Source organism: Streptomyces sp. SID3343, assembly GCF_009865215.1.
Classification (GTDB): Bacteria; Actinomycetota; Actinomycetes; order Streptomycetales; family Streptomycetaceae; genus Embleya.
Window position 1 is genome coordinate 1 of the sequence record NZ_WWJX01000178.1, and the last position, 12,820, is coordinate 12,820.

General features: G+C 70.2%; 12 protein-coding genes. 6 read left to right on the plus strand and 6 right to left on the minus strand.

The window, feature by feature from the left end; all coding sequences use genetic code 11:
* A partial coding sequence (locus tag GT354_RS06400; protein WP_346011887.1) for a serine/threonine-protein kinase occupies positions 1–1,189 on the minus strand: 1,189 nt, incomplete at its 3' end.
* 404 nt (positions 1,190–1,593) lie between these two features.
* Positions 1,594–3,108 carry an MFS transporter gene (locus tag GT354_RS06405; protein ID WP_161355214.1) on the minus strand — a complete coding sequence of 505 codons (1,515 nt, stop codon included), beginning with the start codon at positions 3,106–3,108 and terminating at the stop codon, positions 1,594–1,596.
* A gap of 105 nt (positions 3,109–3,213) precedes the next feature.
* Between GT354_RS06405 and GT354_RS06410 the strand changes: the two genes are divergently transcribed.
* A complete protein-coding gene (locus GT354_RS06410) occupies positions 3,214–3,849 on the plus strand; it encodes a TetR/AcrR family transcriptional regulator (RefSeq protein ID WP_202511567.1) in 636 nt (211 codons plus the stop codon).
* A gap of 198 nt (positions 3,850–4,047) precedes the next feature.
* A complete protein-coding gene (locus GT354_RS06415; protein WP_161355218.1) occupies positions 4,048–5,742 on the plus strand; it encodes a class I adenylate-forming enzyme family protein in 1,695 nt (564 codons plus the stop codon).
* A 113-nt stretch (positions 5,743–5,855) separates the two neighbouring features.
* Here the strand turns inward: GT354_RS06415 and dapD are convergent, their stop codons facing one another.
* Both dapD and GT354_RS06425 read right to left on the minus strand, forming a co-directional pair.
* Positions 5,856–6,851 (minus strand): 2,3,4,5-tetrahydropyridine-2,6-dicarboxylate N-succinyltransferase, encoded by a 996-nt coding sequence (dapD, locus tag GT354_RS06420; protein ID WP_161355220.1) that lies wholly within the window; start codon positions 6,849–6,851, stop codon positions 5,856–5,858.
* Positions 6,852–6,910: 59 nt separating this feature from the next.
* Positions 6,911–9,865 (minus strand): ATP-binding protein, encoded by a 2,955-nt coding sequence (locus tag GT354_RS06425; RefSeq protein WP_161355222.1) that lies wholly within the window; start codon positions 9,863–9,865, stop codon positions 6,911–6,913.
* A gap of 397 nt (positions 9,866–10,262) precedes the next feature.
* Between GT354_RS06425 and GT354_RS06430 the strand changes: the two genes are divergently transcribed.
* Entirely contained in the window at positions 10,263–10,673 is a 411-nt protein-coding gene (locus tag GT354_RS06430; RefSeq protein ID WP_346011888.1) for an OB-fold domain-containing protein, read from the plus strand.
* Positions 10,674–10,841: 168 nt separating this feature from the next.
* On the opposite strand, the gene GT354_RS06435 is transcribed toward GT354_RS06430, so the two are convergent.
* Positions 10,842–10,982 carry a hypothetical protein gene (locus tag GT354_RS06435; protein ID WP_161355224.1) on the minus strand — a complete coding sequence of 47 codons (141 nt, stop codon included), beginning with the start codon at positions 10,980–10,982 and terminating at the stop codon, positions 10,842–10,844.
* A gap of 159 nt (positions 10,983–11,141) precedes the next feature.
* Between GT354_RS06435 and GT354_RS06440 the strand changes: the two genes are divergently transcribed.
* Positions 11,142–11,423, plus strand: coding sequence for a hypothetical protein (locus GT354_RS06440; RefSeq protein ID WP_161355226.1), 282 nt, complete (start codon positions 11,142–11,144; stop codon positions 11,421–11,423).
* A gap of 23 nt (positions 11,424–11,446) precedes the next feature.
* Here the strand turns inward: GT354_RS06440 and GT354_RS06445 are convergent, their stop codons facing one another.
* Complete coding sequence (locus tag GT354_RS06445) at positions 11,447–11,845, minus strand: hypothetical protein (RefSeq protein ID WP_161355228.1); 399 nt, start codon at positions 11,843–11,845, stop codon at positions 11,447–11,449.
* Positions 11,846–12,095: 250 nt separating this feature from the next.
* Here GT354_RS06445 and GT354_RS06450 point away from each other — a divergent pair, with 250 nt between their 5' ends.
* Positions 12,096–12,419, plus strand: coding sequence for a chorismate mutase (locus GT354_RS06450; protein ID WP_161355231.1), 324 nt, complete (start codon positions 12,096–12,098; stop codon positions 12,417–12,419).
* Positions 12,420–12,684: 265 nt separating this feature from the next.
* Positions 12,685–12,820, plus strand: a 136-nt coding sequence (locus GT354_RS06455; protein ID WP_161355237.1) for a chaplin, incomplete at its 3' end; no start/stop codon positions are given.

Consider the following 12,820-nt stretch of genomic DNA (forward strand, 5'->3'; position numbering starts at 1 on the left):
CGGGCTGCCGGGTCACCGGCGTGTTCGTCGGCGGGGCGGGCGGGCGCTGTGGAGGCGGCTTGCGCACGGGTGTGTTGGTCGGCGGGTGCGCGGGCGGCGGTGGCGCGGGCCGGCGCGGATCGCGGCGGACCGGCTGCGGTTGGGGGCGGCGGTCGCCGCGGACCTGGTTCGGGAGCATCCCCATGTCGTCGGGCAGTACCCCGCCGTCCAAGTCGCTCGCGTCCGGCTCGGCGGGCGCCGCCGGCTCGACGATCTCGCGCACGGGAGGCGTCCGCGGCCCCATCGTGGGCCGGTACTGGCTCTCGAACCGCTGCACCATCGCCGAGGCGTTGTCGGGCAGTTGGCTGTCCGCGTCGCTGTCGTCGAGCAACGGCGCCAGTTGGTTGAGCAACTGGGTGGGGCTCGGCCGGTGTTCGGCCGCGCGCTGCATGCACAGGCTGACCAGACCGCCCAACTCGGCGGGCAGACCGGCCAGGTCCGGCGAGCCGGTGACCAGCCGAAGCAGCGCCTCGGCGGGCTTGCGGTCGGGGTAGGGCGAGTGACCGGTCGCGGCGTAGACCAGGGTCGCGCCGAGCGAGAACATGTCGCTCGCGGGCGTGATGTCGCGCACGCCCTGCGCCTGTTCGGGCGACATGTAGGCGGGAGTGCCGACGGCTACACCCGTCATGGTGAGCGAGCCGAAGTCGGCGGCGCGGGAGATACCGAAGTCGATCACCTTGGGGCCGTCGCTCGCGACGAGCACGTTGGACGGCTTCAGGTCACGGTGGACCAGCCCGGCGGCGTGTACGGATTCGAGTGCCTCGGCGATACCGGCGGCCATCCACCGCACCGCGCGCGGCGGCAGCGGCCCGCACGCGCGGACGAGCGATTCGAGCGAGGGCGCGGGAACGTACGCGGTCGCGAGCCACGGGACGGCGGCATCGGGATCGGCGTTGACCACGGCGGCGGTGAACACGCCGCTGACCCGTCGGGCCGCGGCCACTTCCTGTGCGAAGCGCGCGCGGAAACCGGGATCGCCGCCCAGTTCGGAGCGGATCGTCTTGATCGCGACGAGTCGCCCGAACGGCGAACGCCCGAGGTAGATGCGGCCCATGCCGCCCGCACCGAGTCGGCCGAGCACGACATAGGGGCCGATCCTGTCCGGATCCCCCTTGGCCGGTGGCTCACCCGGCCATCCGTGTTCCGTCACAATCCCCCCGAAGTCGCCCCACCGCCCATCATCCCCGCCGATCGGCCGTTACGACAGGAACAGGCGGGAGGAGTCCACGGCGCCGGTCGGCCGTCGTCGCGATAGAAGTGCCCCGGGGTGGAGCACCCGCTGCCTGTCGCAGGGTACCCGCCTGGTCGCTCTGCCGCCCACGCCCCGTCCTGCTTGGACCGAAACACAGGGGAATCCCCCAGCCGACGATCACGAAGCGTGGTCGCAGGCCGGGGGAATTTCCGGATCGATCGGTCGGATTCGGGCGCTTGTGGATCAGGTGCCCGTCGCCGACCGTCGGCCCCGGATGTATATCGCGGCGACGGCCCCCGCACCGGCCGTGAGCCACTGGTGTCGCGCCGTCGGGCAACTCGCCCGCCGGCGTGGCGTGCTCGCTAGTGCAGCGCGCCCGTGCTCTCCGCGGGAAGGTCGGACTTGCTCACCCGCAGGATCGCGACGGCGACGATCGCACCGACGGCGAGCAGGATCGAGGCGACCAGGAAGGCCGTCGTGTAGCCCTCGGTGAGGGCGACGTTGACGTTGGCCTTCTCGCCGAACTTGGTGACCTGGTGCTTCAACTCGGTGTCGAACGCGTTCGAGTAGATCGTGGTCAGGACCGCGATCGCGACCGCGCCACCGATCTGCTGGGTGACGTTGAGCATCGCCGAACCGATGCCCGCGTCCTCGGGGGCGATACCGGCCACCGCGGTGGACATGATCGCGACGAAGATCAGACCCATGCCCAGGCCGAACACCAGCATGGCCGGCAGCAGACCCGAGACGTAGCCCGAGTCGGCCTCCAGGAGCGAGAGGTAGAACAGGCCGACCGCGGCCAGCACCGGACCCACCGTCAACAGGATGCGCGGCCCGATCTTGGGCAGCATCACGCTGGTGAACTGCGCCGATATCATCACGCCCGCGCACAGCGGGAGATAGGCCAGACCGGCCTTGACCGGCGAGTAGCCCGCGACGATCTGCATGTAGAGCGTGATGAACAAGAACGCGCCCATCATGCCGCCGGCAGCCAGCGCCATCACCACGTAGCTCGCGGAGCGGTTGCGGTTGCGGAACAACCGCATCGGCATCAGCGGCTGGTCGACCCTGAGTTCGATCGCCACGAAACCGGCGATCAGCACCGCCGACGCGATCAGCGAGCCGATCGTCAGGCCGTCGCCCCAGCCCTTTTCCGCAGCGCGGATCACGCCGTAGACCAGGGCGGTGACGCCCAGGGTGGAGGTCAACGCACCGGGGATGTCCAACCGGCCGCGCCAGACCGCCTTTTCGCCCGTCTTCGCGTCGTCGGGGATCGCCAGTGGCAGGGCCGCCACGAGTGCTATGCCGATCGGCACGTTGACGAACATCACCCAGCGCCAGGACAGGTATTCGGTCAACAGGCCGCCCGCGAGCAGGCCGACCGCCGAACCCATGCCGGACACGGCCGCGTAGACACCGAACGCCTTGTTGCGCTCGGGGCCTTCCTCGAAGGTCGTGGTCACCAGCGACAGGACCGCGGGGGCCACCATCGCGCCACCGACACCCTGGAGGGCGCGCGCGGCCAGCAACAGACCCTCGTTGGTCGCGAACCCGCCCAGCAGGCTCGCGACGGTGAACACGATCAGGCCGAGCGCCAGCAGGCGGCGTCGGCCGAAGAGGTCCCCGAACCGACCACCGAGCAGCAGCAGGCCGCCGAAGGTCAGCATGTAGGCGTTGAGCACCCAGGAGATCGAGGTTTCGCTGATGTGCAGCGCATTGCCCATGTCGGGCAGCGCGATGTTCACGATGGTCGCGTCGAGCACGATCATCAACTGGGCCCCTGCGAGCAGGGCCAGGGCCAGACCGCGACGCACGTGGGGCGCGTCGGCGGCAGGGGATCCGGTCGAGCCGGCGACCTCGGAAGGTGCCGTCGTCATGGATTGCCTCGCATTACTAGTGGACGTGAGCGTTCTCTACGCGAACCTAGAGCTTTTGCCTTAGAGAACGCAAACGTTTTCTGTAACATGGCGGCGGAGGCTGAAGTGAGCACAGAAGTTGACCCGGGTCAAATCGAGGCGGCTTTTCCCGAAGCCGATCACCGGCACCGCCCACGCAAGCGGGGCGAGGCCCTGGAGCAGGCGATCGCCGCGGCGGTGATCGCCGAGTTGAGCGACCGCGGCTACGGCGCGCTGACCTTCGAGGGCGTCGCGGCACGCGCGGGCACCGGCAAGTCGGCGCTCTACCGCCGGTGGCCGGACAAGGCCAGCATGACCGCCGACGCCTTCGCGGTGACGCTCCCGGGCGCGGAAACGCTTCCGCTGGCAGGCGAGTTGCGCGCCGACCTGATCCTCTTCCTCGACACCGTCGCCCGCGGCATGCTCGGCGCGATGGGCGTGGGCATGCGGCTCCTGTCCGCCGAGATCTACCGGCACGTCGATTTCGGGGAGATGTGGAAGGAGCGGGTGATCCAGCCGTGGCACGACCTGCTCGTGCGGATCATCGACGGCGCGATCGAGCGCGGCGAGGCCCGCACCGGCGCGACCGACCCGCACTGCGTGATAGCCGTGCCGTCGGTGCTGTGTCAGGGCTTCACGATGACGGGGGTGCCGATGTCCCACGACGAGATCACCGCGCTCGTCGACAACGCGCTCCTGCCGATGCTCGCGGCGCGCAACTGAGCCTGTGTCACATCCCACGACGGGGCGGCCGGATCGGCCGCCCCGCCGGTGGATCAGTGCCTTGTCGAAGTCCCCAGGCTACCCGCGCGGGGTATCCAAGTCGGGCAACGACCCCCCGATGCACGGAATCTGAACACGTGTCAGATCACACGCCCCGATACTTGAATGACTCGGTCAAGGAGTTCTAGGGTCCGTGCCATGGCCACCACCCGCTCTTCCGCCCCCGCAGACGCGCTCGTCGCCCTGACCGCCCCGGGCGGGCCCTTCGCACTCGTCGAGGAGGACGTGCTCGGCGTGCCGATGCGCGTCCTGGCCGACCGTCCGCGGTCGCTCACCCACTTCGTCGAGGGAGCGCACCGCTTCGCCGACCGCGACTACCTCGTGTACGAGGACCGTCGGGTCACCTTCGCCGAACACGCGCGTGCCGTCGCCTCCACCGCCCTCGCGCTGCGCGAGAGGTACGGGATCGGCCCCGGCGACCGGGTCGCGATCCTGGCCGCCAACCGGCCCGAGTGGCTGACCGCCTTCCAGGCCACCGCCGCGCTCGGCGCGATCGCGGTCGGCATGAACGGCTGGTGGGCCGCCGACGAGATCCGCTACGGCATCGCCGACTGCGAGCCCAAGTTGCTTGTCGCCGACCGACGCCGCCTGGAGCGCCTGGGCGGGGCCGTACGGGCCGCCGAGACACTGGGGGTGACCGTGGTCGAGATCGAGGCCGATTTCGCCGCCCTGGAGGCGTACGCGCCCGACGCCGACCTTCCCCCGGGCGCGGCCGACGAGGACGACCCCGCGCTGATCCTGTACACCTCCGGCACCACCGGCCGTCCCAAAGGCGCGGTGCTGAGCCACCGCAACGTCGTGGCGATGCAGAACCTCCAAGCCCTGCTCGCCGCCCGAGCGAGTGCGCACGTCCCCGCCGAGACCCTCGCCAAGGCCCCCGCCGGCCGGTGGCTCGTCAACAGCCCGTTCTTCCACGTGTCGGGCCTGCTCGCGGGTGCGATCGCCGCGCTCGCCGGCGGCCAGACGATGGTGCTCTACACCGGCCGATTCGAGGTGACCCGAGTCCTGGACCTGATCGAGCGCGAACGCTGCACGACGTGGGCGCTGGTGCCCACGCTCGCGTGGCGCGTGGTCAACCACGCGGACACCCCCACCCGGGACCTGAGTTCGATCACCCGCCTGGGCGGCGGCAGCGCGGCGTTCGCGCCCGAACTGGTACGCCGGTTGCAGGAGGTGTTCCCCAACGCCAAGGGCGCGGTGGGAGTCGGGTACGGCCTGACCGAGTCCGGGGGAGTGGCCACCACCGCGGGCGCCGCGCAACTGGAGGGCGAGCCCGGCGCGATCGGCACGGCCGTGCCCACGGTGGAGGTGACCGTCCACCACGAGGACGGCACCGAGCAACCGGAGGGTGTCGAGGGCGAGCTGTGGATCCGCAGCCCGCTGGTGATGCGCGGCTACTGGCGCAACGACGAGGCCACCGCCAAGGCGCTCACCCCGGACCGCCGGCTGCGCACCGGCGACCTCGGCTACACCCGAGGCGGCCGGTTCCACCTCGCCACCCGCCGCAGCGACCTGATCCTGCGCGGCGGCGAGAACGTGTATCCCGCCGAGATCGAACACTGCCTCGACGCCCACCCCGACGTCGCCGAGTCGGTCGTGGTGGGCGTGCCGCACCACGAATGGGGCGAGGAGGTCAAGGCCATCGTCGTGCCGGCCCCGGGCAGCGCGATCACCGCGGCGGAGCTCGGGGCATACGTCGCGGAGCGCCTGGCCCACTTCAAGGTCCCGGCGCACTGGGAACTACGCACCACCCCCCTGCCACGCACCCCGACCGGCAAGGTCATCCGCGCGGTGGCCACCGGCGCGAAGGCGGCGGACCTCGTGGAGGAGTAGCACGTGCGCAAGAGATCTCGGAGTCGAGCACCAAAGATCCGGTGACAGCGTCCTCGACTCCGAGATCGACCCCGCGTGGCGCCCGGTGGACGTCCCCCGCGCGCTCGGCGGCCTCAGTCGTTCTTGTGGAGATCCTCGTTCAGGGCGCCCCACGACTTGGTCCGGGCGATCGCCTCGATCGTGCCCGTGACCGAGTTGCGGCGAAAGAGCAGGCCGTCGCGGCCGGAGAGCTCGGCGGCCTTGACCACCTTGCCGTCCGGGGTGGTCACCCGAGTGCCGGCGGTGACGTAGCAGCCCGCCTCGACGACGCAGTCGTCGCCGAGCGAGATGCCGATGCCCGAGTTGGCGCCCAGCAGGCAGCGTTCGCCGACCGAGACGATCTCCTTGCCACCGCCGGACAGAGTGCCCATGATCGACGCGCCGCCGCCGACGTCGCTGTGGTCGCCGACCACGACGCCCGCGCTGATCCGGCCCTCGACCATCGACGCGCCGAGGGTGCCGGCGTTGAAGTTGCAAAAGCCCTCGTGCATCACGGTCGTCCCGGACGCGAGGTGCGCGCCCAGGCGCACGCGCGAGGTGTCCGCGATGCGCACGCCGCTCGGTACGACGTACTCGGTCATCCGCGGGAACTTGTCCACGCCGACTACCTCGAACGGCACGCGGGCCGCGCGGGCGCGCAGGCGGGCGGTCGAGACGCCGTCCACCGCGACCGCGCCGAGGTTGGTCCACGCGACGTTGGCGAGCAGGCCGAACTGGCCGTCCAGGTTCACCCCGTGCGGGCGGACGAGGCGGTGGCTCAGCAGGTGCAGCCGCAGGTAGACGTCGTGCGCGTCCGTCGGGGCCGCGTCCAGCGACGCGATCACCGTGCGCACGGCGACGACCTCGACCCCGCGCACGGGGTCCGGGCCCAGGCCGGCGGACACGTCGTCGCCCAGCGCCGCGGTCGCGGCGGCGGCGTCCAGACGCACGGTCTCGGTCTTGCCGTGCGCGTCGGCCGCGCTCAGCTCGGGGGCGGGGTACCAGGTGTCCAGGACGGTGCCGTCGGCCGCGATTGTCGCGAGACCGGCGGCTACGGCACCTACGGGAGTGGGGGAGGCAGTGTCGATCACGTCGCTACCGTACCCGGGGGCACGATCGGCCGTCGGCCGCGTCCGGCAGCCGAAACGGTTCAGTTGAGCTGATCGGGCCTGGGGCTGGGATCCCCACCGAACGGCCACGTCTCGAAGGTCTCGGTCTCCTGTTCGTGCTGTGGTTCGTCGCGCGGGCAGGGAATGCCGTAGGGGCTGCACTCGTCGGTGTACAGCGGCGCCGAGCTGCCGTAGATCTCGTCCAACGGGTCGCAGTCGTCGAGCGCGGGCATCGCGGTCACCTCGCGCAGCGCCTCGACCATGTCGGCGGCCCGGTCCCGCAGCGGGTCCGCGCCGCATTCCTTCGCGACGTCCCTGGCCCGGATGAACTCGCCGATCGCGTCCTGCTTGTGCCCGTCCTTGCGCAACCGGTCGCCGTACGCGAACAACGCCTTGGCGTACTCGAACTTCGCGCCGACACCCTCCAGGGCGACCGCCGCGTCCCACAGCCACTGCTGGGCCTGCGGACTGTCGTCGATCTCGCCGGCCACGCGCTTGGCGTGCCCCGAGGCGACCGGAGCGTAGAACGAGTCGGCGCGCGAGACCGCGGCCCGCGCGACGTCCTTCGCCTCCTCGCGGTCCTGGTGCGGTCCCGGCGCGTTCAACGCCTGGGCCAGCAGCACGCCCCACGGACACCACGCGGGGTTGTCCATGCCCAGGTGCTGCACCTTGCGGCCGAGCGTGCGCAGCAGCGGGATCACCTCGTCGTGTCGGCCCTGCGCGATCCGCAGTTCGGCGAAGACGATGCCGGGCACCGGGAAGATCCGAGCGTTCGGAAAGTCGTCCAGTCGATCGAAACCGATGTCCTTGGCGACCCGCTCGGCCTCGTCGAACTCGCCCTGGGCGATCAGGGTCTGGATCAGCACTCCCGAGGCGTACCACTTCGACGGCGTGCCCTCGCCGAGTTCCATGGCCATCTCCATCCCGGTCCGGGCCTGTTCGCGGGCCAGCGCCAGGTTTCCCCTGCGGTGTTCGAGCATGGCCTTGAACGCGTGTCCGTACGACAGGTGGGCGCTCTTGCGGCCGTTCTCCTTGAGTTCGGCGACACCTCGGGTCAACAGGTCGTCGGCCTCGTCGAACAGGTCGCAGTAGACGAAGGTCAGCGTGAGCACCATCGGGATCTCGAAGCCCCAACCCTCCTCGACCCAACTCAGGCCGGGACGGCGCCCGTTGACCTCGGCGCCGAGCGCGTCGCGGGCGAACTGGGTGGTGGTCTCCAGGCGTCGGCCGCACAGCACGCTGTACCAGGCCATCAGCGCGAACAGCGAGAAGGCGGTCCGGTCCCGGGAGTTCTTCGGGCGCAACCGGGCCGTCAGCCGCTGGATGTTGTGCGACCGCTTGGAGAACGTGTGGTCGTTCTCCCAGAAGGCGGCCCACCTGAACAGGTTCGCGTAGAGCTGGAGCTTGAGTGGGCCGGGCGGCGTCCGCTCGACCTCCTTGTCGAGCAGTTCGACCGCCCGGTCGATGTGCCCGCTGAAGCTGTGCGATCGGGCGAGTTCGAGAATGATGTTCGTGCGCATGTCGGGTTCCGCTTCGCAGTCGTAGAGCGCGATGCGCAACGGGGCGACACTGGCGATCGGGTTGTTGACGAAGTGCGCGCGGCCGAGGTCGTAGTAGACCTGCGCCTGGAGTTCGGTCGGCGGCGGTTCCTCCCGGGCGCGATCGAGATACGGGATGCCCGCGTCGGCGACACCGGACGTGAGGCACTCGCGGGCGGCCTTGCACAACACCTTGACGGCCCACTCGTCGCCCCGCCCCGGGACGTTCAGCAGGTGGCTCGCGGCGGTCTGCGCGGAGAAGTTCTTCTCCAGCAGCCTGGCCGCCTTGTCGTGCAGGTCGCTGCGCTCGTGCGGCCGGATGCAGTGGTGGTAGACCGCGCCGCGCACCAGGGGGTGGGTGAAGTCGGCCTGGTGGACGGTGCCCTTGAGGACGTCGGCTTCGATCAGTTCGGTCCTGGCGACCATCGCCTCGTCGAGGCCGATGTCGACCAACTGCGCGGCCAGGTCGATCGACGCGTGCGAGTTCAGGATCGCGACGGCCCGCGAGAGCTTGCGGGCATGCGTGCCCAATTTCGCGAACCGGGGCTGGAACGTGGTGTCGGCGTAGGCGGTGAGCGCGTGCTCCTTCATCCGGTCGCCGTGCTCGATCAGAGCCTCCGCCGTCGGCGGGATGTCCTTCTCGACCACGTAGCGCAGGAGTTCGCGCAAAAGCTGCGGTCGACCGCTGGAGGCTTCGTGACAGTGCCGGGTGAATTCCGGATCCACGTGTCGATCGCTCAGGTGTCGGCGGACCACGTGGTCGGTGGACTCCGGGGAGAGCGCGACGAGATTCGACGGCGAGCGCGAGGCGACCCGGTCGAGCGCGCGCAGTGCCGGATCCAGGCTCTCGTCGCACTCCTTGGGGCGATAGGCCACCAGGATCAGCACGGGTACGGGGCGGTGTTGGGTGGCGAGGTTGGCGAGCCAACGCAACGACGGCGGATCCGACCACTGCGCGTCGTCGACGACCAGGAGCATCGGGCGTCGGGCCGCCAGGTAGCCGTCCATGACCGCGTCGAGCGCGTCCATGACGTGGTTCGGGTCGGGCGCCTCCTTGCGCTCCTTGTCGGACATCCCCATGATCGGCGCGAGCAGCCCGTACCACTTGCCCAGGCGCAGCATGCGCCCGTCGTCGTCGAGATCGTAGAGGTCTTGGAACAGCCGCTTGACGAGGCCGTAGACGCGGAGTTGATCCAGTTCGTAGCCGGTGGCCTGCAACGTGGTGAAGCCCATTGCCTCGGCCGTGGTGACGGCCCAGTCGAGCAGCGCCGACTTGCCCAGTCCGGCATCGCCGGTCACCACCGCCACTTCGGTGCGGCGCAGATCGTGAACGGAGGTGATTCGCTCCAGGAGGTCGCCCTGCACGCGGTCACGATCGAACAGCGGCGTCGACTCCCGCCCCTGCGCGGTCCGTTGCCCGTCGCCCTGCGGGCGCGGTGCCATGCGTCGTGCCGTCATCGCGCAGCCTCCCTGCCGTGCGTCCCCACCCCGAGCCCGCGCGGTTCGATTACGCGCCGTGGCGGATCACTTGCGCTACCTATCCTGCGACACGTACGCAAGCCCTGTCCCCGACTTGGCCGAGAAGTCCTGTCGGCGTCCTCTTCGGCCCCTATTCGCGCGCGCGTGAGGCGGGTACGTCGTACGGGTGTCACACGGGCGAGTCGCGGGCGCGATCGGCCGTGGCGGCCGGGGCGTTCCGAGTGCGGGGGGTATCGGGTGCTGACGAGACGCGTACGGCGCGCGTACGGTCGGCGTACGGATCGCCTCTGGCGATTCGGCAACTGTGCGTCCGGTGCGCGAGCATGCACGTGCATTCCTGTGAGGCTGTGAAGCGAAGGCTCGGATCGGAAAGGCCGTGACACCCGTGTTGGGACCGCAGATCGGTGTACCCGTCACTCCCGCCGCGTCGGTGCGTGTTCCCCCGGAAGAGGGGGAGTTGCGCTACCAGCGATGTGTCGCGTGCGAGACCGCGAACTTCGTCGCCACGGACGTGTGTCGCGGCTGTTCGTCGCGTTCGCTGCAATGGGCCGCGAGTTCCGGTCGCGGCAGCGTGTACAGCTGGACCGTCGTGCACCGGCCCGCCGCCCGCGAACTCGGCAGCCCGTACGCGGTGGCGATCGTGGATCTGGACGAGGGCTATCGGATGCTCACCAACCTGGTCGAGGTCGAACCGGGCGAGATCCACTCGGGGATGCGGGTGCGGGTCGACCTGCGGCCGGCGGGGGAGGAGCGGGTGTTGCCGTTCTTTACACCCGATCGAGGCTGAACTCCCGATCGAGGCCGAACTCCCGACCGGGGCCGAACTCCCGGTCGAAGCCGGACTCCGGACCTGGGCTGAACTTCCGGTCGGGGTGGGTCGACCCCGGATCGGGGCTGCGCCCCGGATGGGAACCGAGCCCCGGGATCGGGCGCCGGCATGAGCGTGACGTCGGTGTCACGCGGGGTGCCCGGATCGTCCCGCGCAGGTTCGACGGCAGCGGTCGACGGCGAGGAGCACGCGGACGGTCGAGGCGCCGATTCGGCGCGTGAGCAGGAGCCGCGCGGCGCCGCCGCAGGCCGAGGTGAGAGGTGTCATGGCCGAATCTTATACCCCCCGGGGGTAGTTGGCGGATAGGATTTCCCGCGGAGGGCCCAGGGCATCTTCGGCATCTCCCCGGGTAGATCACTTCGGACACCAGGCGGGCGGGACCGGGTCGGTCCCCACGGCCGCAGCCAGGCAGAACGAGGAGGCGCGATGACCACGACCGCCATCGCCGCATTGATCACGTTGTCCGTCGGCCTGCTCGGGTTCCTGTGGCTGGTCACCCGCGGGCGCCGCGCCGACCGGATGACGGCGTGCGTGTTGATGTGTGTGTTCGGCTGCCTGTCGCTGGTGTTCTTCTCGATCGGCCAAGGCGGCATGGGCGCGCTCGACGCCGCGCTCCTGATGGGCGTCCTCGCGCCCATGGGCACCCTGCTCGTGGCGGCGCGCGGGCGCGGCCTGCGGCGCACGAGCGGTGGTCACCGGGCGCCGTGACGGCCCCGGCGCGCCCGGTTCGATCAGGTCTTGTCGTCGCCCGAGCGGCGCAGCAGGAACGAGACGCACAACCAGACCAGCGCCGTCGTGCAGCCCATGATGATCAGCGCGAAGGCGATGACCACCAGGTAGACCCCCGACGTGGTGGCCAGGGCCGCGAAGACGGCGGTGAACAGGACGATCAGCAACAACACGTGCCACGTGCCGGCGAGCGTGGGCCGGGCCCGGCGACGCCCGCGCCGCGACGCCGACTTCGCGCCCGCGCCGGGCACCACCCGATCACGCGCGGGTGGGCGACGGCGGTTGCGGGAGAGTCGCATCGTGCGCAACGCGAGGTCCAGTTCCTGGTCCTTGCGCAGCTCGTCCTCGATCGACTCCAGCATCCGGCGCTCGCTCGGCGTCAGACGCACTTCCTCCATCATGTCGCTCGCCCCCTGTTGCATCCACGGCCCGCATCCCAGACGCACTGCCGAACGGTCGGCACGACGTGGCAGGGAGAGCCGACGGCGCAGACCGTACTCAGAGAGTCCCCCGCAGGTGGCGATGTGACACCTGGCAGAACGAGAGATGACAGGTAGTGATATCTCCTCTGACGGATCGTCATGACACGTGATTCGAGTCCCGGCCGGGGCTCGGGGCGCCCTGTCCTGCGGCCGGGTAGGGTCACCCGTTATGGCCAACGGAACCACTGACGATCGATCGGGCGAGGCGCCCGACAAGCCCGCCGAACTGTTCGAACTGCGGGACAGCATCGACAACATCGACGCCGCCCTGATCCATCTGCTCGCCGAGCGGTTCAAGTGCACCAAGCGGGTCGGTGTGCTCAAGGCCGAGCACCGACTGCCGCCGGCGGACCCCGCCCGCGAGGCGATCCAGATCCGGCGGCTGCGCGCGCTCGCCGAGAGCGCCAAGCTCGATCCCGACTTCGCGGAGAAGTTCCTGAACTTCCTCGTCGCCGAAGTGATCCACCACCACAAGGCCATCGCCGGCGCCTGAGCGCCCGGGCCGGTCCGACAATCCGCTCGATGGTGACGATCTCCCCGTTTCCGGCGCCTTTTGACGGCGTGTCATCGCCGCGCCAGGCATAAGTTGCCACTTATGGGGGAGGTCGGCGCGTCACCCGTCACGGGAGCCCCGCTCGCGCGTTGGACGTCACGGAACCTCGGTTCCCTTGTCTATCGATCGATGGGAATCACCTCCAGTGAACAAGCTCACCAAGGGCGCGGTCGCCACCGCCGCCATCCTCGGCGGTTCGGTTGCCATGGGTGGCCAGGCGTTCGCGTCGGCCGGCGCGGACGGTGCGGCCGTCGAGTCGCCCGGCGTGCTTTCCGGAAACAACGTGCAGGTCCCGGTGCACGTGCCGGTCAACCTGTGCGGCAACACCGTCGACATCATCG